25 protein-coding genes and 1 pseudogene are annotated in these 22,485 nt (G+C 70.7%); 14 read left to right on the forward strand and 12 right to left on the reverse strand.

Annotation, left to right across the window (positions count from 1 at the left end; all coding sequences use genetic code 11):
• Positions 1-328: 328 nt before the first annotated feature.
• The 3 genes from ACIQNU_RS41370 to ACIQNU_RS41380 are packed head-to-tail and all read left to right on the forward strand — an operon-like array spanning position 329 to position 1,325.
• The gene (locus ACIQNU_RS41370) at positions 329-634 is read left to right on the forward strand and encodes a hypothetical protein (protein WP_401377136.1); all 306 of its coding nucleotides are present in this window, start codon (positions 329-331) and stop codon (positions 632-634) included.
• Positions 631-810 (forward strand): hypothetical protein, encoded by a 180-nt coding sequence (locus ACIQNU_RS41375; RefSeq protein ID WP_401377138.1) that lies wholly within the window; start codon positions 631-633, stop codon positions 808-810. The genes ACIQNU_RS41370 and ACIQNU_RS41375 overlap by 4 nt, the downstream gene beginning before the upstream one ends.
• A complete protein-coding gene (locus tag ACIQNU_RS41380; RefSeq protein WP_401377139.1) occupies positions 807-1,325 on the forward strand; it encodes a hypothetical protein in 519 nt (172 codons plus the stop codon). The genes ACIQNU_RS41375 and ACIQNU_RS41380 overlap by 4 nt, the downstream gene beginning before the upstream one ends.
• 18 nt (positions 1,326-1,343) lie before the next feature.
• Here the strand turns inward: ACIQNU_RS41380 and ACIQNU_RS41385 are convergent, their stop codons facing one another.
• Complete coding sequence (locus ACIQNU_RS41385) at positions 1,344-1,691, reverse strand: hypothetical protein (protein WP_401377141.1); 348 nt, start codon at positions 1,689-1,691, stop codon at positions 1,344-1,346.
• A gap of 179 nt (positions 1,692-1,870) precedes the next feature.
• Here ACIQNU_RS41385 and ACIQNU_RS41390 point away from each other — a divergent pair, with 179 nt between their 5' ends.
• Entirely contained in the window at positions 1,871-3,319 is a 1,449-nt protein-coding gene (locus ACIQNU_RS41390) for a DUF2252 domain-containing protein (protein WP_401377144.1), read from the forward strand.
• 16 nt (positions 3,320-3,335) lie between these two features.
• Here the strand turns inward: ACIQNU_RS41390 and ACIQNU_RS41395 are convergent, their stop codons facing one another.
• Entirely contained in the window at positions 3,336-4,478 is a 1,143-nt protein-coding gene (locus ACIQNU_RS41395) for a permease (RefSeq protein ID WP_401377343.1), read from the reverse strand.
• Positions 4,479-4,664: 186 nt separating this feature from the next.
• On the opposite strand from ACIQNU_RS41395, the gene ACIQNU_RS41400 reads away from it, so the two are divergent.
• From ACIQNU_RS41400 to ACIQNU_RS41410, 3 genes are read left to right on the forward strand one after another with little or no spacing between them, the layout of a single operon-like run.
• On the forward strand, positions 4,665-5,081 hold the full coding sequence (locus tag ACIQNU_RS41400; RefSeq protein WP_401377147.1) for an SHOCT domain-containing protein: 417 nt from the start codon (positions 4,665-4,667) through the stop codon (positions 5,079-5,081).
• A gap of 25 nt (positions 5,082-5,106) precedes the next feature.
• Entirely contained in the window at positions 5,107-6,384 is a 1,278-nt protein-coding gene (locus ACIQNU_RS41405) for a cation:proton antiporter (RefSeq protein WP_401377149.1), read from the forward strand.
• 40 nt (positions 6,385-6,424) lie between these two features.
• Positions 6,425-6,736, forward strand: a complete 312-nt coding sequence (locus ACIQNU_RS41410) for a 4a-hydroxytetrahydrobiopterin dehydratase (protein WP_401377152.1) — start codon at positions 6,425-6,427, stop codon at positions 6,734-6,736.
• Here ACIQNU_RS41410 and ACIQNU_RS41415 read toward each other — a convergent pair.
• Positions 6,722-6,937 carry a hypothetical protein gene (locus tag ACIQNU_RS41415; protein WP_401377154.1) on the reverse strand — a complete coding sequence of 72 codons (216 nt, stop codon included), beginning with the start codon at positions 6,935-6,937 and terminating at the stop codon, positions 6,722-6,724. The two genes, ACIQNU_RS41410 and ACIQNU_RS41415, sit on opposite strands and share 15 nt — an antisense overlap.
• A gap of 59 nt (positions 6,938-6,996) precedes the next feature.
• Positions 6,997-7,914, reverse strand: a complete 918-nt coding sequence (locus ACIQNU_RS41420) for an alpha/beta fold hydrolase (RefSeq protein ID WP_401377157.1) — start codon at positions 7,912-7,914, stop codon at positions 6,997-6,999.
• Between the two features lie 90 nt (positions 7,915-8,004).
• Here ACIQNU_RS41420 and ACIQNU_RS41425 point away from each other — a divergent pair, with 90 nt between their 5' ends.
• Positions 8,005-10,017 carry a BTAD domain-containing putative transcriptional regulator gene (locus tag ACIQNU_RS41425; RefSeq protein WP_401377160.1) on the forward strand — a complete coding sequence of 671 codons (2,013 nt, stop codon included), beginning with the start codon at positions 8,005-8,007 and terminating at the stop codon, positions 10,015-10,017.
• Here ACIQNU_RS41425 and ACIQNU_RS41430 read toward each other — a convergent pair.
• Both ACIQNU_RS41430 and ACIQNU_RS41435 read right to left on the reverse strand, forming a co-directional pair.
• Positions 10,004-10,525, reverse strand: coding sequence for a hypothetical protein (locus ACIQNU_RS41430; protein WP_401377163.1), 522 nt, complete (start codon positions 10,523-10,525; stop codon positions 10,004-10,006). The two genes, ACIQNU_RS41425 and ACIQNU_RS41430, sit on opposite strands and share 14 nt — an antisense overlap.
• 53 nt (positions 10,526-10,578) lie before the next feature.
• Positions 10,579-12,153: a serine/threonine-protein kinase gene (locus tag ACIQNU_RS41435; RefSeq protein WP_401377166.1), complete on the reverse strand. Its 1,575-nt coding sequence runs from the start codon at positions 12,151-12,153 to the stop codon at positions 10,579-10,581.
• A gap of 215 nt (positions 12,154-12,368) precedes the next feature.
• On the opposite strand from ACIQNU_RS41435, the pseudogene ACIQNU_RS41440 reads away from it, so the two are divergent.
• A pseudogene (locus ACIQNU_RS41440) lies at positions 12,369-12,608 on the forward strand (DUF6879 family protein); the annotation flags it as partial.
• 40 nt (positions 12,609-12,648) lie between these two features.
• On the opposite strand, the gene ACIQNU_RS41445 reads toward ACIQNU_RS41440, so the two are convergent.
• Together ACIQNU_RS41445 and ACIQNU_RS41450 are read right to left on the reverse strand one after the other, a co-directional pair.
• Entirely contained in the window at positions 12,649-13,320 is a 672-nt protein-coding gene (locus tag ACIQNU_RS41445; RefSeq protein WP_401377168.1) for a YdcF family protein, read from the reverse strand.
• 107 nt (positions 13,321-13,427) lie between these two features.
• Complete coding sequence (locus ACIQNU_RS41450) at positions 13,428-14,771, reverse strand: tetratricopeptide repeat protein (protein ID WP_401377170.1); 1,344 nt, start codon at positions 14,769-14,771, stop codon at positions 13,428-13,430.
• Between the two features lie 184 nt (positions 14,772-14,955).
• On the opposite strand from ACIQNU_RS41450, the gene ACIQNU_RS41455 reads away from it, so the two are divergent.
• From ACIQNU_RS41455 to ACIQNU_RS41465, 3 genes are read left to right on the forward strand one after another with little or no spacing between them, the layout of a single operon-like run.
• On the forward strand, positions 14,956-15,207 hold the full coding sequence (locus ACIQNU_RS41455; protein ID WP_401377172.1) for a hypothetical protein: 252 nt from the start codon (positions 14,956-14,958) through the stop codon (positions 15,205-15,207).
• 56 nt (positions 15,208-15,263) lie between these two features.
• A complete protein-coding gene (locus ACIQNU_RS41460) occupies positions 15,264-15,620 on the forward strand; it encodes a hypothetical protein (RefSeq protein WP_401377175.1) in 357 nt (118 codons plus the stop codon).
• Positions 15,621-15,672: 52 nt separating this feature from the next.
• Positions 15,673-16,194: a flavoprotein gene (locus tag ACIQNU_RS41465; RefSeq protein WP_401377177.1), complete on the forward strand. Its 522-nt coding sequence runs from the start codon at positions 15,673-15,675 to the stop codon at positions 16,192-16,194.
• On the opposite strand, the gene ACIQNU_RS41470 is transcribed toward ACIQNU_RS41465, so the two are convergent.
• From ACIQNU_RS41470 to ACIQNU_RS41480, 3 genes are all read right to left on the reverse strand, one after another.
• On the reverse strand, positions 16,145-17,200 hold the full coding sequence (locus tag ACIQNU_RS41470; RefSeq protein WP_401377180.1) for an LLM class flavin-dependent oxidoreductase: 1,056 nt from the start codon (positions 17,198-17,200) through the stop codon (positions 16,145-16,147). The genes ACIQNU_RS41465 and ACIQNU_RS41470 overlap by 50 nt on opposite strands.
• 100 nt (positions 17,201-17,300) lie before the next feature.
• Positions 17,301-18,245 (reverse strand): endonuclease/exonuclease/phosphatase family protein, encoded by a 945-nt coding sequence (locus tag ACIQNU_RS41475; protein ID WP_401377345.1) that lies wholly within the window; start codon positions 18,243-18,245, stop codon positions 17,301-17,303.
• Positions 18,246-18,398: 153 nt separating this feature from the next.
• Positions 18,399-19,283: a TIGR03620 family F420-dependent LLM class oxidoreductase gene (locus tag ACIQNU_RS41480; RefSeq protein ID WP_401377183.1), complete on the reverse strand. Its 885-nt coding sequence runs from the start codon at positions 19,281-19,283 to the stop codon at positions 18,399-18,401.
• A 413-nt stretch (positions 19,284-19,696) separates the two neighbouring features.
• Here ACIQNU_RS41480 and uppS point away from each other — a divergent pair, with 413 nt between their 5' ends.
• Positions 19,697-20,386 (forward strand): polyprenyl diphosphate synthase, encoded by a 690-nt coding sequence (uppS, locus tag ACIQNU_RS41485; protein WP_401377348.1) that lies wholly within the window; start codon positions 19,697-19,699, stop codon positions 20,384-20,386.
• Complete coding sequence (locus tag ACIQNU_RS41490) at positions 20,383-21,849, forward strand: oxygenase MpaB family protein (RefSeq protein WP_401377185.1); 1,467 nt, start codon at positions 20,383-20,385, stop codon at positions 21,847-21,849. Before uppS ends, ACIQNU_RS41490 begins: the two co-directional genes overlap by 4 nt.
• Here the strand turns inward: ACIQNU_RS41490 and ACIQNU_RS41495 are convergent.
• Positions 21,794-22,480: a histone deacetylase gene (locus ACIQNU_RS41495; RefSeq protein ID WP_401377350.1), complete on the reverse strand. Its 687-nt coding sequence runs from the start codon at positions 22,478-22,480 to the stop codon at positions 21,794-21,796. The genes ACIQNU_RS41490 and ACIQNU_RS41495 overlap by 56 nt on opposite strands.
• Between the last annotated feature and the right edge of the window lie 5 nt (positions 22,481-22,485).

Genomic DNA, 22,485 nt, shown 5'->3' on the forward strand with positions numbered 1-22,485 from the left:
CGGGCGGCGCACGATACGCGCGGACCGCACTCGACCGACTCCCGCCGGAGAAACACTCACTGACGCTGCGGATGCTACTCACCGAAATCGAAAGGTCCCCGGCACCCGCCTGACGGGGACTGGAACTGGGACAGGAACTGGGACTGATTGGCCGACACTTTGGCTACTCCCACCGGTCCGGCCCTCGGCCACTCTGCGAGGCATGAGAGAACACACGCCAGTCCTCAGGTCACCCCTCACCACAGCGCCCGATCGGGAGCCGGAGCCGCTGCTCAGCGAACGGCTCACCGCATGGGTACGGGATCAACCCCCTTGTGAACGCTTTGCCTTGGCCGCGCTCATTGAAGAGGACGAGTTACTGGCGCGGGAGTGTGTGCGGCGGATTCTCGTCGCCGAGCATGACGGCGGTGCTGTGTCATGCGACTGGCTGGCGTTCGAAGCCCGGTACCCCCGGGCGCCAGGGCTCACGTCATCGGACAAGGCGTTCCTCGCCCTCATCGTCGCGGTCCGGTTCCCCCGCAACATCACCTTCTGGAACCTGGAGTCACTGGGCGACCGCCGCCTCGCCATCGTGCTGCGGGCGATGGCCAAGCTGGCCGGGTCCGGCACCATCGCCGTAGGGACACGGGTATGACCCGGAGCCTGTTCACCCTCACCGAAGACGGCCGCACCGTGATGCTCCCCGACGCCGCCGTTGCGTACGAAGCCCTCATCACGCACACCATCACCTGCACCCAGTGCAACACCGACCAGCGGAAATGCGAGCCGGGCACCGCTTTGCGCCGCGCGCTGAGGGAGACCCGCCGATGAGCGCCATCGAAGACCAGGACCTCACCGATCTCCAGTTCTTCGAGATCCCCCACATGCGCCAACTCACCACCGAACAGAACGCCGGTGCCGCCTGCGTATGGTGCGCCGACACACTCCCACCCGGCACCGGCATCGACCTCCGCGCCGGTCTCGGCTGGGCTCCGTACTCCTGCTCCTCCTGCTACGAGATCCGAGTCACCCTCGTGAACACCTACCGGGATCTCTACCTCCACCTGACTTCCTGCGGGCCCTGCGAAGCCGCCGCCCTGGCCGGGGAGCGGCTTTGCGACCGCGCCACCAACCGACAAGCCGCTCTCCAACTCGCCCGTACCGCCGCCGGCAAGGACCGGCCCGTCTGTCTCTCCTGTCGTGTCCCCCTCACCGAGCACGACCTCGACATCGGTGCCTTCGTGCCGCTCGTCTGGATGGGGTACAGCTCGCCGTACCGGAGCTTCGTCCATACCGGCGCGTGCATGGGGAGACTTACCCCTCCGCGGGAGAGTTCCGGCGGGTGAGGGACTACGGGAGGGCGCTTACGCCCAGATGTACTCCTCGGTGATCGCCCCGTCGCGCCACTTCGCCACCGTGACCATGCGACCGCCGCCCTTGAACTCGCCGATGACGCAGGTCCACTCGCCCGAGCCGAAGGCGATGGGGTGCGAGGCGATCTGTGGGGGTGTGCCGCCGGCCGATTCGACGTAGGCCTTCATGGCGTCGATGTGCTCCTGGACCCCATGAGTCGGCGGCTGGCCCTTCCAGTCCACGAGGACGTCTTCGGTGTGGTGGTGGGCGAACACACCGTTCCAGTCCGCTCGGTTCCAGCCGTCGAAATCGAGATCGTCCATGCCCTTGAGATTGCGGCTGACCTGGTCTTTTGTCATGGGCGCGAGCCTATGGGCGGCGCGGGTGGGCCGGGTGTCGGCACACCGTCGGGGCGGCCCGGACACCCAATTGCGCGCGCTCACCGGCACCCCGACCCTCCGGCACCCCGACCCTCCGGCACCCGCCCCGGCACCCCCTTACGAGATGCGGATCGCCGGAGGCGGCGGAGAATGGGGGGATGGTCACAGGCGACAACCACGCAGGTCGTGAGGGTCCGCGTCCGACCCCCAGGGAGCGGGCCGCGAGGGGCCGGGCGGCCCGGAAGAAGTCGCCCAGGTCCGGGCACGCCGACTTCGAGCCGGGACAGCGGCGCGCCGATCCGATCGGCATCATCGAGGCCCAGTCCGCGACCCGCGTCCCGGACCTCGTACCGATCCGCTACGGACGCATGTCCGAATCGCCGTTCCGCTTCTACCGCGGCGCCGCCGCGATCATGGCGAACGATCTGGCGTCCACCGCCGACTCCGGCATCCGCGTCCAGCTCTGCGGCGACGCCCACCTGATGAACTTCCGGCTGCTCGGCTCCCCCGAGCGCCGGCTCGTGTTCGACATCAACGACTTCGACGAGACCCTGCCGGGCCCCTGGGAGTGGGACGTCAAACGGCTCTCCGCGAGCCTGGTGATCGCCGCGCGCGAGAACAGCTGGCCCGCCAAAGAGCGCGCCGCGATCGTCCGCGCCGCCGTCCGCTCGTACCGCGAACGGATGCGCGCGTTCGCCGGGATGGGCACGCTCGACGTCTGGTACGAACACGCCGACATGGACCAGCTCCAGCTCATGGCGCACCAGCGGCTGGGCGCGCGGGGCCGGGGCGAGTTCACCAAGGCCATGGCGAAGGCCCGTACCCGCGACAGCCTGAAGGCGTTCGACAAACTCACCGAGATCCGCCACGGACAGCGCCGCTTCGCGCCCGATCCCCCGCTGCTCGTACCGGTCGACGACCTCCTCGGCGGCGCCCGGCGCGACCGGTTCGTGGAGGAACTCCGCTCCCTCGTCGCCGACCGGTACGCCCGCAGCCTCCCCACCGACCGCCGCCACCTCCTGCGCCAGTTCGAGGTGGTCGACATCGCCCGCAAGGTCGTCGGCGTCGGCAGCGTCGGCACCCGCTGCTGGGTGCTGCTGCTCCTCGGCAAGGACGACGAGGACCCGCTGATCCTCCAGGCCAAGGAGGCCGACAAGTCGGTGCTCGCGGACCACGTCGGCGCGAGCCACTACGACAACCAGGGCGAACGCGTCGTCGCGGGCCAGCGCCTGATGCAGGCCGTCGGCGACGTGTTCCTCGGCTGGGACCGGGTCACGGGCCTCGACGACAAGCGACGCGACTTCTACGTACGGCAGTTGCACGACTGGAAGGGCATCATCGACCCGACGATCATGGTGCCCCGGGGCATGCGGGCGTTCGCCGACCTCTGCGGCGCGACCCTGGCACGGGCGCACGCCCGGTCCGGCGACCGGATCGCCATCGCCGCGTATCTCGGCGGCGGCGACTCCTTCGACCGTGCCATCGCCGAGTTCGCGGAGCGGTACGCCGACCAGAACGAGATCGACCACGCGGCGCTCGTGGAAGCGGCACGGAGAGGACGCGTGAAGGCGACGTCCGAGGCGGAGATCACGGCCGCAGCCGCCTGACACCCCGACGACCGGCCTAGTCAGCGCTCTCCGGCGCGCCCCCCATCATCCGCAGCATGCCCACCCCGCCCGTCCGCACGAAGCGCCACAGCAGCGCCCCCGCGAGCAGCAGGAACACGATGTTCAGCCAGGTCGTGTAGTCCCAGCTGACACCGCCCGTCGGGACACGGGCATCGGACTGGTCCGGTACGAGGCCCAGGCCGCCGAAGACCACCTCGACCACGTACCCGGCGGTGGCCGCCGCCGTGAAGAACGTGGCCAGGAGGAAGGCGGCCATCCGGGCGCCGTAGTACTTCCGGTAGATGTTCAGGATCGGGACGATCAGCAGGTCGGCGAAGAGGAAGGCGATGACACCGCCGAAGCTGATGCCGCCCTGCCACAGGACGACGGCCAGCGGCACGTTCCCGATCGAGCAGACGAAGGAGGCGAGGGCCACCAGGGGCCCGATGAGCGGGCCGATCAGCTTGGCGACGACCGGGTCGTCGGCGACGAAGAACGTACGCCAGAACTCGTCCGGCACCCACGCGGCGACGGCCCCCGCGATCAGCAGCCCCGCCACCAGGTCCCGCAGGATCGCCGCCCACTCCATGACGAAGATGTGCGACACGGACGTGTAGCCCTCGCGCGAGAACAGCCGGTGCGCGAAGCCGCCGCGCGCCCGCACGGACATGTCCATCGCGGCATGCCCCTCCATCGAGCCGGCGAGCCCGCGCCCGGCCTGCTCCCGGGCCTCCCGCAGCAGCCGTTCCCGCAGGAAGACCCGGAACAGGACGGCGAGTACGACGATCATGACCGGGCCGCCGACGAACTCCGCCGCCGTGAACTGCCAGCCCATCAACAGGGCCAGGATCACCCCGAGTTCGATGACGAGGTTGGTCGACGCGATCTCGAACGCCATCGCCGCCGTGAAGTTCGCACCCTTGTGGAACAGGGAGCGGGCGAGCGCCACGGCGGCGTAGGAACAGGACGAGGACGCGGCCCCGAGCCCGGCCGCGAGGGCGAGCGTACGGGGGCGGTCGTCACCGAGGAGCCGTACGACCGTCGACCTGCGGACCACCGCCTGGACGACGGCCGAGAGGGTGAAACCCAGGATCAGGGCCCAGGTGATCTCCCAGGTCATGGACCCGGCGATGGCCAGCGCGTGCCCGATCGCGTCCAGCACCCCAGCGGCCTGGGACACCTGAGAAGCCTCCATCGCGCCACGCCTTCCGCACCGCCCGGCCCTGCCGTACGGGACGACTATCCCCGGCATCGCGAGTGGCAGGGGTGTACGACCCGGCGGAGTATGAGACGTGGCGGTCGCCGTGTGTGAGGGCCGCCGCTGGTCGACGGAAGGGCTGGGACCATGCAGGGCTACGTAAATCTCGCCTACGACTATCCCGTCCTGGGAGCCTTCTGGACGGTGATGTGGATCTTCCTGTGGGTCATCTGGCTGATCGTCCTGTTCCGCGCGGTCGCCGATGTCTTCCGGGCCCATGACATGAAGGGCTGGACGAAGTGCGCCTGGCTCCTGTTCATGCTGATCGTCCCGTTCATCGGTGTCCTCTGCTACGTGGTCGTGCACGGCGCCGACATGGGCAAGCGGGACATCGAACAGCAGAAGGAGTGGCTGAAGGCGCGCGACGCGACGCTGCGGGACTACTCCGCCGCGCAGAACCCGCAGGACCACGCCGAACAGCTCGCCAAGATCTCCGAACTGCGGACCAAGGGCGACCTCACGGAGGCGGAGTTCCAGCAGGCGAAGGCGAAGATCCTCCAGTAGCCCTCACGCCGACGGATTAGGTCGGATGGACGGAACCCTTTCGCTGATCCTGCTCGCCCTGTTCCTCTGGGGCCTGTCGTCGCGGCGCCTGGCCCGCGCCGAACTCACCGCACCGGCCGCCTTCGTCCTGCTCGGCCTGCTCCTCGCCGAGGGCATCGGCGTCCTGCCCCTGGACCCTTCGCCGACGACCGTGAAGACGCTCGCGGAGACCACCCTCGCGTGGGTGCTCTTCGCCGACGCGTCCCGGCTGCCCCTGCGCGCGCTCCGTGCGGACCTCGGACTCTGCGCGCGGCTGCTCGGCATCGGACTGCCGCTGACCATCGGCCTCGGCGCCCTGCTCGCGTACGGTCTGCTGCCCGGTGTGTCCGGGTGGGCCGCCCTGTACGTGGGCGCCGCGCTCGCGCCGACGGATGCCGCGCTCGGCGCCGCGATGATGGTCAACCCGTCGGTGCCCGCGCGCATCCGACGGCTCATCAACGTGGAGAGCGGCCTCAACGACGGCATCGCCACCCCCGTCGTCGTGCTCGCCCTGGCCGGTGTCGTGGCGGGCGAGGGCGCCTCCCACTCCGGCGCCCCGGGTGCCGCCGTCGCGGACCTCGCCATCGGCCTCGGGTACGGCTGCGTGTTCGGACTGGTCGCCGGGTGGCTGCTGAAGGCGGCGCTGCGCCGGGGCTGGCCGGCCCCCGACTTCGTGGGGGCGGGTGTCCTCGCGCTCGCCCTGCTGGCCTACACCTCCGCCGTCGCGATCGGCGGCAACGGCTTCGTCGCCGCCTTCATGGCCGGGCTGGTCTTCGGGGCCGTCCGGGGCACCCCGCAACCCGAGATGCAGTTCGTGGAACAGACGGCCGGGCTGTCGTCGGCGCTGGTGTGGCTGCTCTTCGGCGCCGTGCTCGTACCGACCGCGTTCGACCATCTCACCTGGCAGGCGGTGGTGTACGCGCTGCTGAGCCTGACCGTGATCCGGATACTGCCGGTGGCCCTGGCGCTGCTCGGCGAGGGACTCGGCGGGCGGACCACCCTGTTCATGGGCTGGTTCGGCCCGCGCGGGCTGGCCTCGATCATCTTCGGCCTCCTCGCGGTGGAGGAGCTGGCGCCGGATGCCGCAAAGACGGTGACGCCGGTGGTCGTCTGCACGGTGCTGCTCAGTGTGCTCGCCCACGGCCTCACGTCGGTGCCGCTCGCCGAACGTTACGGCCGTACGCCGGCCGCCCGCCGCATCGACGCCACGGACCCCGCGGGCCCTTCCGACTCGGCGGAGTTGCCGGTGCGGGGGATGACGGGCGGCACCAGCACACCGGCCTAGGCTCAGGCAAAGCCGTCCGCTCACCGTCGAAGGGAAGCCCGTGCCGACACCCCCGCTCACCGAACCCCAGCTCGCCGAATCCCTCACCGCCCTCCCCGGCTGGACCGTCGAGAACGGCGAGCTGACCGCCACGTACCGAGCCACCCGCGCCCGTATCCCGGCGTTCTACGCCGATGTGGCCGCGGCCGAGGACCAGGCCGACCACCACGCCCGCATCACGATCCTCTACGGCACGATCGCCTTCGCCCTGAACACCCATGACGCGGGTGGCGCGATCACGGCCAAGGACACGGCGATGGCGACCCGTATCGCCCAACTGGCCACCGCGCACGAGGCGTCAGTCGCTGCCTGAGCGGCCGTCGGTCGGGGTGGTCGGGCCGGTGGAGGTGGTCGCGTGGTGGCGTTTGCGGTGGTGGCGGCCCACTCCCGGGAGGGGGTCGCTGTAGTGGTGGGCCGCTATCCGTTCTTCGTGCTGGTTGTTCAGCAGATGGATCAGGAACGCTCCCACGACCATCAGGACGATGAGCGCCAGCACCAGGATGAGGGTGACCATGGCGTCGCCTCCTCGACCTTCGACTCTACTCCGACCGCCGCGGAGTCACCCGGTCCTGGTCACCCGGTCCTGGTCAGGAGCGTCCGCAGGGCCTTCGTGACCTCCTCAGGGGACTCCTCCGCCATGAAGTGGCCGCAGGTCACCGTCCTGTGCTCCAGCGCCGGTGCCCAGGCGCGCCACAGCGCGGACGCGTCGTACCCGAGGGCCGCGCCCCAGTCCTGCTGGAGGACGGTCACCGGCATCGTGAGGCGGCGCCCCGCGGCCCGGTCGGCGCGGTCGTGGTCGACGTCGATGCCCGCCGACGCGCGGTAGTCGGCCACGATCGAGGGCACCGCTTCGCGCGACGCCCGGAGGTAGGCGGCGCGTACGTCGGCGGGGATGGCGTCCGGGTCCCGGGTCCAGCCGTCGAGGAAGTGGCCGAAGAACGCGTCGGGCGCGGCCCCGATCAGCTCCTCCGGCAGGCCGGGCGGCTGGGCCATCAGGTAGAGGTGGAAGCCGACCGCCGCCGATGTCCCGTGCAGCACGTCCCACATGTCCAGGGTCGGCAGCACGTCGAGCGCGGCGAGGTGCGTGACGGTGCCGGGGTGGTCGAGCCCGGCGCGCACGGCGACCAGGGCGCCCCGGTCGTGCCCGGCCAGCGCGAACCGCTCGTGGCCGAGCGCGCGGGCGAGCGCGACGACGTCGGCGGCCATGGTGCGCTTCGCGTACGCGGTGCCGTCCGGGTCGGCCGGCTTGTCGCTCGCGCCGTATCCGCGCAGGTCAGGGCAGATGACGGTGTGGTCGGCCGCGAGGTCGGCGGCGACGTGCCGCCACATCAGATGGGTCTGCGGGAAGCCGTGCAGCAGCACGACGGGGGAGCCGGAGCCGCCGACGGCGGCGGTGAGGGAGATGCCGTCGGCGGTGACGGGGATGCGGTGGTACGTGAAATCCGGGAGGGTCGGTGACGCGGGTACGGGTTCTGACATGCGTTCTGACATGGGTCGAGCGTCCCGTGGGCGAATCAGCGTCCGGTCAGCGTCCGGTCGGTGAGGCTCGGCGTCGGCCGGGCCAGGAGCGGAGAACTGGGGATGGAGCACGTCACCTTCCAGGTGCTCGGACCGGTCACGGCCCGCGACGGACACGGCGAACCCCTCGCGCTGAAGGGCCCCCGGCACCGCGCCGTCCTGGCCCGCCTGATCGTGGCCCGCACCCGTGTCGTCCCCGTCGCCCGCCTGGTCGACGATCTGTGGGACGAGCCCCCGGCCGGCGCGGTCGGCGCCGTACAGACCTTCGTCGCCGCACTCCGCCGCGTACTGGAACCGGCACGTCCGCCCCGAACCCCCGCCCGGCTCCTGGTCACCGAGGGACCGGGATACGCGCTGCGGGTCGCGCCGGACGCCGTGGACGCCTGGCGGTTCGAGGCCGCCATCGCCGCCGTGTCCGGCCTGGAGCCGGCGCGAGCGCTACCGCGCCTGCGCTACGCGCTCGCCCTCTGGCAGGGCCCCGCGTACGCCGAGTTCGCCGACGAGGACTGGGCGCGCGGCGAGCGGGCGCGCCTGGCTGAGCTGCGGCTCCAGGCGGTGGAGCGGCAGGCGGGCGTGCTGCTGGACCTGGGGCGCGCGGCGGAGGCGGTGCCCGGTCTTGAGGCGCATCTCGCCGAGCATCCGTGGCGCGAGGACGCCTGGCGGCTGCTGGCCCTCGCGCTCTACCGCACGCACCGCCAGGGCGACGCGCTCGCCGTACTGCGCCGCGCCCGGAGCGCGCTGGCCGCCGAGCTGGGTGTGGACCCGGGCGCGGGCCTGCGCCGCCTGGAGGCGGACATCCTGGCCCAGGACCCGGGCCTCGACACGCCGCATCCCCAGGCCCCGGGCCTCGACAGCACGGATGCGGCGGCGACCCGCCTGTGGACCCGCGCGGCGGCGGCGTACGACCGTACGGTCGCCGCCGGGGCCCGCGCCCGCCTCGAATCCACGGTCGGCCTGCTGCGGAACCTCGCGGTCACCGGGGGCGGTGGCCTCGCGGAGGTACGCGAGCACCGGATGGCGGCGATCGACGCGGCCGAGGCGTCCGGGGACCCGGTGCTGACCGCCCGCGTGATCGGCGCGTACGACGTCCCCGCGATCTGGACCCGCGCCGACGACCCGGACCTGGCCCGCCAGATCGTCACGGCCGCCGAACGCACCCTCACGGCGCTCCCGCCCGGCGACCCGTACGCCGCCGCCCGCTGCCGTCTGCTCGCCACGATCGCCGTCGAGTCCCGGGGCACCCGCTCCCCGCGCGCGCCCGCCGCCGCCCGCGAGGCCGAACGGATCGCCCGCCGCCTCGACGACCCGGCCCTGCTGGCGTTCGCCCTGAACGGCGCGTTCATGCAGAGCTGCGAGAGCGCGGGCCGCGCCGCGCAACGGGACGCCATCGGCGCGGAGTTGATCCCCCTCGCGGCCCGCCACGACCTCGTCACCTACGAGATCCTGGGCCACCTCATCCGCCTCCAGGCCCGCTCCGCCCTGGCCGACTTCACGACAGCCGACACCCACGCCCGCGCCGTGGACCACCTCGCCGCCCACCACGAACTCCCGCTGGCCCCGGTGTTCACGGAGTGGTACGGGGCGCTACGCGTCGCGGCGACGGGTGACACCTCGGGCGCCGCCGCCGCGTACCGCACCGCCACCGAGCACCTCGAAGGCACCGGCATGCCCGGCCTCACCCGGGGCCTGCCACCTCTCGCCCGGCTGAGCCTGCACCTGAACGACCGCCCCCGCGCGGCCCTGGAAGCGGCCCGGCACGTGGACCTCACCGAGGACTGGGGCCCGTACCGCCCCTGGGCCGAACCCTTCGCCCACCTGCGCACAGGCCACCGCACAGCGGCCCGCCACACCCTCCGGGCCCTCCCGGAACCACCCCCGGACCTGATGTACGAGGCTCTGTGCTGCCTGGAGGCGGCGGTGGCCCTGGAACTGGCCGACGCGCCGACCCTGACCCGCGTCCACCCTCGCCTGACCCCGGCCCGCGACGAACTCGCAGGCGCAGGCACCGGCCTGCTCACCCTCGGCCCGACGTCCCACTGGCTGAGGGAGATCGAGCATCCCGCTAGAGCCAGTTGACGACGGCGACGGTGATCAGGGTGGCGAGGGCGGCTGCGCAGGCGCAGATTCCGACCGTCGCGGCGATCTTCAGGGCGGCGGGGCGGGTTTCCTGCCAGCCGAGTTCGCCGGTGACGCCCCGGATCAGGCGGTGGCCCTCGGCGGAGGAGAAGGTGTATTCGTCGGTGCCGTCGAGGGTCCGGTGCGAGGTGGTGGAGAGGGTGCGGCCGACGGACACCGTCTTGCCGAGCCGCAATCCGACTCCGCCCGGTCCCTCCACGCGCTCGACGGTGCGGACGACATCCGTCAGCGTGAAGGTCTTCTCGGCCGGGGTGAGGGCGATGCGGTACGTGTGCACCTGGGACTTGCGGAGACGGATCAGCAGCGTCTGCCACTGCGGGAGACGGACGTCCACGGTCAGGTCGAATCCCGCGTCGGTACGGGATATCCGGTACGGGGTGCCTTCGCAGGCGGTCTCCATGCGCACGTACAACTCGGCGGCGGGGGCTGAGCTGTTGGGGTCGGTCATGGGTACGGACAGTAACAGTGGCTGGTGGGCGGCCGTACGGCTCCGTCAGGCCCTCACGAGCCCGTCGGCGTGAAGGATCTGTGCGCCTCGATGAAGTGACGTTCGGCCGTGGCCGCCTGCCCGGCCGGTCCGGAGACCCACAGGTCGTACATCTTGCCGTCCTCGTCCCAGCTCAGGTCGTACGTGTGGCGCGGCCCGCCGTCTCCGGCACCACCGTCCCAGGTGAACTCCCAGACGGCGGCGGGAAATCCGTTGTGCGTGGTCTCGCGGACCGAGCCGTTCCGGTAGCCGGGGTAGTCCGACGGGCCGTTCCTGTGTGCCTTCCGCATCACGGCGAGGGGGCCGTCCGGGTCCAGGGGCTGGGGGTGGACGCCGATGCGGAAGGCGTTGTCCGGGGAGTGGTAGAAGACGCGGGGTGGTTCGGCGGCGCGGACGAAGCTGGTGGGGGCGGCGAGGGTGAAGCCGGTCGGGTCGGAGACGGTGCGGTATCCGGAGGGCGTGGGCTTGCCGGTGGCGTCGGCGGTGTCGCTCGGTTCGGGGGCGGGGGACGTCCTGGGGCCGGGATCCTTCGACTCGCCGGAACTGCGGGAAGGCTTCCCCCGCACCTCGTCCGTCCCAGACCCCGCCTCCGTCCCCGTGCCCGTGACCGTGGGGGAGTCGTCCCGCGTCAGGACCCATGCTCCGGTGCCGCCGACCGCGAGGACGGCGACCAGGGCGCAGGCGAGGAGGGCGGTACGGAGACGGGGGCGGGAGGTCTTGGGTGCGGGGGCGGCGCCGAGCACGACGGGGTCGCCGGGAGGAGTCCGCTCCTCCGCGAGAAACCCCCGCAGCGCGCGCTCCGCAGCGCCCGTGTCGAGCCGCCGCCCGGGATCCCGTTCAAGGAGACCGTGTACGACGGGAAGGAGCGGACCCGCCGAGTCCGGCACCTTGATCTCGTCCATGACGACGGCGTGCAGCACCCCCGCCAACGAGTCGCGGCGGAACGGCGACTCGCCCTCGACGGCGGCGCAGAGCAGCACCCCGAGCGACCACAGATCGGACTCCGGGCCGGTCCGGCTCCCCGACATCCGCTCCGGAGCGGTGTACTCCGGTGAGCCGACGAACGCGCCCGTCTCCGTCAGCGTCGTCTGCCCGTCGACCTGCGCGATCCCGAAGTCGGACAGCACGACGCGGCCCGTACCCGCCTCCAGGAGCACGTTCGCGGGCTTGATGTCGCGGTGCAGCACGCCGACCGCGTGCGCGGCGCGCAGGGCGGCGAGCAGCGCGAGGCCGATTCGGGCGGCTTCGGCGGGCGGCACCGGGCCGTCCACCGCGATGCGGTCGGCGAGCGAGTGCCCGTCGATCAGCTCCATCACGAGCCAGGGCCGTACGTCGTGCTGGACGACGTCGTGCAGGACCAGGACGCCGGGGTGCTTCACCTGCGCGACGGAACGCGCCTCGCGCAGCATCCGCCCCCGCCGACTCTCGACCTCCCCGGCCGAAAGCCCCCCGTCGAAATGCAACTCCTTCACTGCGACGGCCCGCCCGAGCAGTTGATCGTCCGCCCGCCACACCGTCCCCATCCCACCCCGCCCAAGCAGCGCCAAAAGCCGATACCGCCCGGCAATGATTTCCCCGTGACTCGCCATGGCGCGCATCATACGAACTCCGCTTGCCAAAGAGGCGTTTGGGTAATGTGACGGCTGCGGTGAGGGGAAAAGGTGACCAGACGGTGAAGAGGACTTCCACAGAACTCCATTTACGTAGTTTCCCGTTCCGTCAACGGTGATGACTTGACCGGCACGCTCGCCCCTCGGGACCATCGAACCGAACGTGGAGTACATGGCAGAGGGGAACCCGGAGCATGAATGTCACCAAGACCATCGGCGACCTCTTCGACTCGTTCGAGCATGAGGCGTTCCGCCTGGAAACCTTGGACGACTACAGCAATTCCGGGAGTGTGGAAGCCTTTCACGCGTTCCTGGCCGGCCAGGCACAGCCGATCGACTACAACGCGGGCTGGGTCGAAGAACTCCGTTCACACACCGACCCTTTGGAGAACGTCCCCGACTTCTGGTTCTTCGACTCCAAGTCCGTGGCGATCACGGCTGGTGAATGGCGCACGGGCCGCCTGGGGTGGGGGGTCAGGAAGCGATGAGGCGGCTGGTGAAGCCTGCGTGGAGGAGAGATTCGTAGGCGGCATGTACGTCCTCGGGGACGTCCTGCGAGATGGCGAACCCGAGTGCCGGGTACTCGATCACTCGCTGCAGGTCGCCGACCATCATGTCGATCACGGCCTCCTCGTCGCCCATGACTTTGAGGTAGGCGTCGAACGACAAGGGGTCGGAGGCGCAGACCACGTGGACGTCGGGCCACTGCTTGCGACACGTGGCGAAGGCCCGCCGCTCCATATAGGGCATGGTGATCAGCAGTGCGGAGCGTGGGCGGACTCCGGCTGCGGTCAGGACGTCACGGGCGTAAGCGATGTTCTGCCCTGTGTTGGCGGCGCCTGTCTCCAGCAACATCGCCTGGTCCGGAACGCCGAGTGTGAGGGCGTGTTCCCGAAAGTGCACCGCCTCGCCGCGCGGAAAAATCTCGGAAGTGGCCGGACTGTTGCCACCGGTGAACACCAGAGTGGGGAAGAGCCCGGTCTCGTACAGATGGGCGGCGTAGGTGCTGACGCCGAGATCGTTGCAACCCAGTGCGATGGCCGCATCGCAGGGGCGTGGCTCGTGGCGCATGTGATGGTAGTCCCAGATCAACTGGGCTGCCCGCCAATGGTCTTCAGTGACTTTCCGCCATCGCCCGTCCGCCACTCACCACTCCCTGGTCACTGACGAGGGCCCTGAAGGCTCCTTCGCACGTCCGGCAGCACGCGACCGGATTTGCCCTGCCCGGTACCGAGCCGTCGAGGCCCTTCTAGTCACGGACGGGTTTTCACGGAGACGGAAGCCGCGCGTTCCAGGAGTTGTCGGGCGGTTGGGTTCTTTTGGTACGGCATGAGCAAGGAGGGGATTCTGGCGACCTGTTCGTCCACCCGCCCGGAGTGCATCTCCGGGTAGCCGTCCAGTACCTTGTTCCAAGTTCCGCACGCTTCTTCCAGGTGTCCCACCTTCAATTGCCGTTCGGCCAGCATCGCACCGAACTTGATCTCTGACCGCTTGCTGTCGGTGGAGTCCCGTAGCCGAAAATGATCGCGAAGGGATTCGACGCTCCCTTTCGCGTCACCCAGTGCGTGCCGGACCTCCGAGGTGGCGTACGCCAGCGTCGACGAGCTGAAACCGCCGAACGCCCCGATTTGGCTCTCCGCCTGGTTCACCGCGCGTTCCGCCCGGCGCAGGCTGTCCAGCGCGTTCGTCTTTTCGCCCGCCAGTGCGTAGGAATGTGCTTGTTGCCCGGCGTAGAAGGCGCGCATTCGGGCGCTGGACTTGGGCGATGCCTCTGCGGCGGCGTCTGCCAGTCGTACGGCCGTAGTGCCGTGGCCGAGATTTGCGGCCTGCACCGACATGCCGCGCAGGACATGGCAGTAGGTCATGTGGTCGCCGCAGGCGCCCGCAAGCTCCAAACTCTTGACGTAGTACTTCTGTGCTCGGCCGTGCGCCCCCTCGTCCACCGCCATCCATCCGGTGAGGTAGCAGAGAAGAGAAGCGGCGGACATCATCGACTTGCGGATTTCGCTTGAAGCGCTCGCCTGCAAGTAGGGGGCAACAGTGTTGACCAGGAAAGCGGCAGCCATCGGACGCGCATAGCGCCCACCGAAGTCGCCATCAAGGTCCGACAGGCGTTCAGTCATCGCCGTGACCGTCTGAACTTCCGCCTGTCCGATGCGCCGCCGCGGATCAGTCTTGATCGCATCCATGCGGCCCACCACATCGGGCCAGCCCGGAATGGTGAGTGCTACAGAGAAAAGCCCGGCGCCAAGGACGCCCCGGCGGGACGGATCCATGTCTTCCCTCCCTAAATCGCACAACCCCTGCACAGTATCGGCGGGTTGTTTCAACTGATCGGGCGACGCGGGGAAGCCCGCCTCGCCGAACGTGACGGGCCGGTGAAGTCTCCGGGACAGCGCTTCGAGGATGAGCGGACGCACCGCCTCGCGTGGCATATGCCCCTGTAACCACTGATGAATGGACGGCTGCGTGTACTTGAGTGGTGTTCCCTGCTCGGTTCCGATGCGGTTCACCGCTTGGGCGAACTGCCGCAGGGTCCATCCAGTCTGGCGATACAGCCGCTCCAGCCCGACGTTCGGCTGTCGTGTCGTCGTCACTGGCGTCAACTCCCGTGCTCTCGCGGCTTAACGCACTTAACTCCTGTCTTCCTTTCCACGGTACCCCTCTGCGTAACCGGGCGGTTGCATAGAGCGAGCCAAGGAACGGAGGAGACACCACCATGACGAACTCCCATTACGCCGACCCCCTCCACGCTTTACAAGAGGCGGTGCGGTGATGCCCATGGATCAGTACAAGGCCGCCCGAGCGGAGGCCGATCATCTGGCCGCTCTGATGCGCGCCGCGCTCATCCGCGTCGGTGTGCCCGAGGCCGAGGTGTCACGGGTCCGTGGCTTCGTGACGGGATCGGGGCGCGCGTACATCGAACTCGGCGCGCTGCGGGTCGAGTCCGCCGTGAGGCTCCGCGAGGCGCTGCCGCTCGACCGGGACAGCACCCTCGCCGCCCCCACCCCGCCCGCCGGCACTCCCGGCTGACCAGATTTCCCGCACCGACGCCCGCCCCGCCCTCTCTCTCCCCACCAGGAACAGCCATGCGCCCCTGCCAAGCCACCACCCCCCTACCCCCCACCCCCCTCCTCTTCGCCATCCTCGCCGGACAGGGCCGCGTCCTCGGCAGCGACCTCGCCGACGCCCCCACCCGCGCCCGCTGCGAACTCGCCCACCACCACCCCGGTGAACACGCCGACCACGTCTGGGACTGGGGCCACCAACCCAGCCACGCACTGTGGGCCCGCTGGACCACCGAAGACGCCACCCCCCGCTACGAAAACCTCCCCTGGTGCGAAACCCTCGGCGGACCCGACGACGACGCCTGCACTCTCTACTCGCCCCACCCCGACCCTCACTCCTGGAACATCACCGACCCCGAAACCGAACCCCTCCACTGACAGGTCATCGTGGAGTACGGACAGAAGTCCGTCGGACCCGTCAGGAGACCGTGTGAGTGCGAAGCCGTTCCTGTATGTCGTCGTGTGTGCTGCCGGGGTCGCCAGCGAGGTGGGCGTCTTGATCCGGGCCGCTCAGGCGGGTGGGTGGGAGGTGGGGGTGGTTGCTACGCCGCAAGCCCTCGGGTTCATCGACGCCGCGGACGTCGAGTCCCGTACCGGGTATCCGATCCGGTCGGCCTGGCGGGCGCCCGGGGAACCCCGGCCGCTTCCGGCGCCCGACGCCATCGCCGTCGCGCCGGCCACCTTCAACACCGTCAACAAATGGGCGGCCGGCATCTCCGACACCCTCGCCCTCGGCATCCTCTGCGAGGCCCACGGCCTCGGCGTCCCCATCGCCGCGCTCCCGTACCTGAACGCGGCCCAGGCCGCCCACCCCGCCTACCGGCAGAGCCTCGACCGGCTGCGCGACATGGGCGTCCTGATCGGAACGGAACCCTTCCGGTGGGCCGAGGCCCTGGAATTGCTCAGCCCGTCGCGGCAGGGCGCCAGCCCAGAGCGGGGCCGAGCCTCGTAGCGATGTCCGTGAGGATCTGTACGTAGTCCTCATGGTCGAAGCTGAAGGGGAGCGCGAACGCCACCTCGTCGATCTCCCGGAACGCGACGTGCGCGTGCAGGCGTTCGGCGATCTCGGCCGACGTGCCGACGTAGTCCGGCGAGAACATCAGCCGCGCCGGGCCCTGCGGCTCGGTGGTCCGCGCCAGCCGTTTTCTCGCGTACTCCTCGTACTTCGCGCGCTGCCCCGCCGTGGCGGAGTCGGTCGGGATGACGACGAGTCCGTGCGAGACACGGGCGCGGTCGCCGTCGGGGTGGTGGGCGCGGAAGGCCCGGATGTGGGAGAGCTGGATCGCCGCGAAGTCCGGTGCCTCGCCGGAGGACTCCTCCGCCTTCACCACGCTGCTCGTCAGGTAGTTCATGCCCTGTTCGCCCGCCCAGCGGGCCGACCGCAGGCTGGCACCCCCGTACCACATCCGCTGTGCGAGCCCCGCCGCCTGCGGCTGGACCCGGTCCGAGAACACCTCGATGCCCTCGGTGCCGCTGAAGTCGCTGGCCGGTTCGCCGCGCAGAAAGCCCATGAGCCGCCGTACGCGCTCGTAGCTGAAGTCCTCGGCGTCGGCGGTGTCCGGGTAGAGGGCGTCCTTCACGCGTGCGTACTGCATCGGCGGGCCGACGCTGACGCCCGGATTGAGGCGGCCTCCGGACAGGATGTCGACGGTCGCCAGGTCCTCGGCGAGGCGCAGCGGGTTCTCCCAGCCGAGCGGGATGACGGCGGTGCCGAGCTGGATGCGGCTGGTGCGCTGGGTGGCCGCCGCGAGCACGGCGACGGGCGACGAAATGCCGTACTGGAGATGCCGGTGCCGCACCCACGCACTGTCGAACCCCAGCCGCTCACCCAACTCGATGATCCCGAGGGTCGATTCGTGCCCCGACCGTGGATCGGCCGGGTCGAACAGCCCGATGGTCAGGAATCCCAGCGTCCGTAACGGCTTCGGGGTCTCGGTGGTCTCCGGGGCTGAGGACACGCGTTTCCTCCCTGCGGGTGTACGACGCGCTCGGCGCACGCCGATCCCCCGATTGTCGCAAGATCCGCCACGACATCCCGCCGCACGGCATCCCGCCGCCTCACAGCCGCAGTGACGCCGCGACCGGCAGATGGTCGCTCCCCGTGGCCGGCAGGGTCCAGGCAGCGGCGGGCGTGGCGCCGCGTACGAGAATCTGGTCGATACGGGCCACCGGGAACGCGGCGGGCCAGGTGAACCCGAACCCGGCCCCGGCCTCCTCCTGGGCCGACCGCAACTGAGAGGTCACCGGGGAGAGCGCGCGGTCGTCGGCGGTGCCGTTGAAGTCGCCCAGTACGACGACCCGGGGCAGCGGCTCGTCCCGTACGGCGTCGGCGAGCGCCCGCGCGGCCTCGTTCCGCCGCGCCGTGGCGAATCCGGCACCGGGGACGACGCGTACCGAGGCGAGATGGGCGACGTACACGGCGAGCGGGCCCTTCGGGGTGTCGGCGGTGGCCCGCAGGGAGCGGGTCCACGGCATGATCGCGACGGCGTCCACGTCCCGCAGCGGATAGGCGCTCCACAGCCCGACCGTGTCCCGTACCTCGTGGTACGGGTAGGCGCCGGCGAGGGCGCGTTCGTACGCGGGCGCCGTGTCGGCGGACATCTCCTCCAGGGCGATCAACTCGGCTCCGGACGCGGCGAGCAGGCGGGCGGTACCGGCCGGGTCCGGGTTGTCGTCGCCGACGTTGTGGCTGACCACGGTGAGGTCCCCGCCGCCCGGCGACCGCTTGTCGAGGAGCACGCCGCCGAACAGGGAGCACCAGACGACGGCCGGCAGCAGCACGGCGGCACCGGCAGTCGCGGACCGACGTATCACCGCGAGGGCCGCGAGCACGGGCACGGCGAGACCCAGCCAGGGCAGGAAGGTCGCCAGGAGGCTGCCGAGGTTTCCGGTGCGGGGGCCGTTCGGTACGAGGGTGTGGGCGGCCATGATCAGGGCGACGAGGGATGACACGGCGACGGAGGCCCCGATCCCCCTCCGGACACCCCGTATCCGCATCCACATCGACATCGACATCCGGCGAACGCTCACCGACAACCACCCCTCCCGGCCCGACGCCCACGGAACTCCGTGCGCCTCACCGAGCCTGCGAGCGGACGGCATCCGCCTGATCAGGGCGCCGTTTCCACGACCGCACGAAACTGTGTCAGCCAGGTATCAGCGGCACCGGCCGTCCCAGGGGGACGGCAGGGCGGCGGCGAGGTCCCGCCACGCCGCGCGGGCGAAGTGCCGGGGATCCGCCGAGACGATCTGCACGGCGATGTGATCGGCACCGGCCGTCCGCAACTTGGCGAGCCGGGAGGCGATCTCCTCCCAACTCCCGTGCAGGAACAGGGCGTCGACCAGCTCATCGCTGCCGCCACCGGCCAGATCGTCCTCGGTGAATCCGGCGCGCAGCCAGGCGCCCCGGTAGTTGGGGAGATCCAGGTACGAGGCGAGCATGGCGCGGGCCCGGTCGCGGGCGGTCTCCGGATCGGTGTGCGGGACAACGGTCTGCTCCACCGCGAGCAGCGGCCCCTTCCCCAGCTCGGACCTGGCCCGCGCGATGTGCGCGGCATCCACCAGATAGGGGTGCACGCCCAGGCACCGGTCGGCGGCCAGGCGCGTCATCCGTGGGCCGTGCGCGCCGATGACGCGGGCGGCGGCAGGCAGTGGCGGTACGGCGGCGTCCAGCGCGTCGAGGTAGGAGCTGAGCGCGGTGTACGGGCGGTGGTAGCGGTCGACGAAGTCGGCGTGGCTGACGCCGAGGCCCACCAGCAGTCGGGCCCGCTGGTGGGGCGGCAGGGCGTGGTAGGTGGCGGCGAGCCGGTCGGCGGGCTGTGCCCAGATGGACACGCAGGCGGTCGCGACCGTGATCCGACGGGTGGCGCCCAGGAGTTCGGCGGCGCCGACGAGGTCACCGCTGGGATTGCCCCCGGGGCTCCCGCCGAGCCAGAGAGCCCCGTACCCCAACTCCTCGGCCTCGGCGGCGGCGTCGCGCGCCTCGCCGCGGTCCCCCTGCGTAAAGGCCAGGCTCCATATGCCGACGGGTCCGAGTTCCACGGGTGGTCCTCCTCATTCGGGACTGCCCTTTTTATCCCGGAGGTCCCGCCCCGCCGGGAGGATTCCCGGGCGCTGTCCAAAACCCGGCCGCTCCGACCACGCGAAACCGGACAGGCGTGCTGTGGATGAAATCCGCCGGGATCGCGGTGTGTCGGGGGGCAGGTACCGGCACGCTGCTGGGGGTCGATGCGGGGGGAGCACGTGTGACGGGTGAACGAGGGATCGGTACGTCGGCCTCGTCGTCCGCCCGTATATCCGCGTCCCCTTCCGCGTCCGTGCCGGCGCCCCGCCCTTCTGATGAAGCCGCGCCCAGCCCCGTACCGCCGCCGAGCCCCGTACCGCCAACTCCCGTACCGTCGCCCCCCGTCCCGCGCGCCGCCCCCCGCCCCGCCCCCCGTCACGTCGCCTGTGTGATGGACGGCAACGGCCGCTGGGCCGAGCAGCGCGCCCTCTCCCGTACGGCGGGTCACCGCGCGGCGGAAGCGGCGGTGATCGACACCATCGAGGCGGCGCGCGGCGCGGGCGTGGAGTGGCTGAGCCTGTACGCCTTCTCCACCGAGAACTGGCGGCGCCCGAGCGGCGAGATCGACTTCCTGATGCGCCTGGTGCGCCGCGTCGTACGCAAACACGCGCCCCTGCTGCACGCGCGCGGCATCCGCTGCCGCGTGCTCGGCGCGACGGACCCGAGGATTCCGGCGTCGCTGGCCCGGGACTTCGCCGATCTGATGACGCTGACCGGCCGGAACCGGGGCATGACGCTGACGGTCGCCTTCGACCACGGCGGGCGGGGGGACATCGTGGAGGCGGCCCGTTCGCTCATCCGCAGCGGTGTGCCCGCCGAAGCCGTCGACGAGCGGCACTTCGCCGCGCATCTGCCCTTCCCCGACACCCCTGATGTGGACCTGGTCATCCGGACCTCCGGCGAACAGCGCATCTCCAACTTCATGCTCTGGCAGGTGGCCTACGCCGAGTGGATCTTCCCGCCCGTGCTCTGGCCCGACTTCCGCGCGCCGCACTTCCTGGAGTGCCTGCACACGTACCGGCAACGCGACCGCCGCTTCGGCGGCGTACCCCCGCGAGTAAAGGGAGCCCCCCACCCGTGACCCCTGCACCCCCGGCACCGACACCCCCCGGCAGCCTCTTCGGGCCCGACGCCGAGTTCCACGGCTTCTTCAACGATCCGCGCTGGGCCCTGGCCGTCCTGCGCGCGACGGTCCTGGAGGCCGCCCACCCGCAGATCGGGGCGGCCCTGATCGACAACTCGACGTTCGTGGCGCACCCGTGGCGACGGCTGCGCAACACCCTGGTGAGTCTCCAGCGGATGTTCGGCGACGACGACGAGGTGCGGCGCCGGGAGGCGGCGCGGCTCAACCGTATGCACGCGCGGCTGAGCGGTACGGACGAACGGAGCCGGCCGTACGACGCCATGGACCCCGAGGTCCGCGCCTGGGTCGTCGCGACCCTGTTCGAAAGCGCGCTCACCATGCGCAGGCTGAGCGGGCAGCCGCTCGAACCGGCGGCGATGGAGCGGCTGTACGCCGAATTTCATGCGTTCTTCCGGGCCCTGGACGACACGGGGGGCCATCTGCCACCGACGCTGAAGGAGTTCTGGCCGTACTACGACCGCATGGTGGAGGAGGAGTTGGAGAACACGGAGGCCCTGCGCATCATCCTCTTCAAACTCTTCGACCACCTTCCGGCGCCGCCTCTGCTGAACGGTCTGCCGACGGTGTGGGCGGCGGGCCGGGCGCTCGCGGGCCCGGTCGTCGGCACGGTCACGGTGGCGTCCCTCCCGGAGCCCTTCCGCCGCCGGGCCGGTCTGCCCGAAGTCCCGGGCGCCCAGGCCCTGATGCAGGGCGCGTACTTGGCGGCCGGTCTGACCCGTTTCCTCCCCGACGCGTGGGTGCGCACGGAGAACATCACCAGCCTGCTCTACCTCTCCCCCGACAGCGACGACCCCCGCGCCGTGAGCCTCGTGGCCCTGCGCGACCGGATGAAAAGGGCGGGCGCCCTGTTCCGTCTGGTCACACCTTTTCCGGTACGACACGGTCCGGCGGAGGGGGCGTCGTCGGCGGCGGCGGCGGATGGACACCGGAACGCCGAGGAATTCTTCACCGAAGTACTCGACCAGACCGGCAACGGTTACCTCGACTGGCCCGATATCGCGGCCATGGCAAGGGAATTGTCCACCCGCCTGGACCTGGACGAACCCCAGGAGACCAAGCTTTACAAGGCGTACGCGGATTGGTGGCGGGAACTTCAGGAAGCCCTCGACACCGACGGCGACGGCCGCGTCAGCAGGCAGGAGTACGCCGCCGCCGTGCCGTCCCTGGCCGGACCGGCACTGATCAGGGTCGCCGAGGTCCTTTTCACGGTCACGGACACGGACGGCAACGGATTCATCGACGCGACGGAGTACCACGCCCTGTTCCAAACGGCCTTCCGCGTCGAAAAACCGGGCACGGAACCCCGCTACTCCCGCTCCGCTTTCATCAGAGACTTTCTGGCCTTCATGACGGCCCGGGACCAGACCACACCGTTCGATCCGTTGTTGACGGAGGGGTAGGCGGGAGGGGCAGATCGGTGACGGCTGCCTCCGTCCAGTGGCCGGCCGCACCGGGGCACGCCGCGAGATAGGAAGCGATCGTCTCCGTGTCCCAGGCACCGGTCGAGTGGAGGCCGGAGGCGATATGGCGGAGGTAGGGGGCCGATGGGGGGTTCCCGCGGACGTCGGTCAGGCCCCACGGGGCGGTGAAGGTCAGCAGCGGTACGCCGTCGCGCTGACCCGCGTACACGAGTGTTTCGTAGCGACCGTCGCCCAAGGTCGCCTTCCCCCTGGTCAATACGTCCCTGAGGTCGAGTTCCGGCCCCGGCTCCCGGTACATCTCCTGCGCCGCGATGTCCGCGAACTGCCCGGCCGTCACCAGGTGTGCTCTGGCCAGAACGCGACCTTCGCCCCAGGCGTCGTAGAACGCCCGCCCGCCTCCCCACACCGCCGACTCGGTCGCGAAGTACATCACCCCGGCCATCTCCACCGGCATCGAACGGCGGGGCATCCGCCGATCCCGGCACCCCGGATAGATCCGGCTAGCACCGTCCGACCGACCGCCCTGGATGTAGAGCCGCAGACGCTCCACGTCCGTATTGGAGCCGTAGGCGGTGTACCAGACGTACTCAGGGCGGAGATCGCCCGGCATGCTCG

It is taken from the genome of Streptomyces sp. NPDC091292 (genome assembly GCF_044757265.1).
GTDB lineage: Bacteria > Actinomycetota > Actinomycetes > Streptomycetales > Streptomycetaceae > Streptomyces.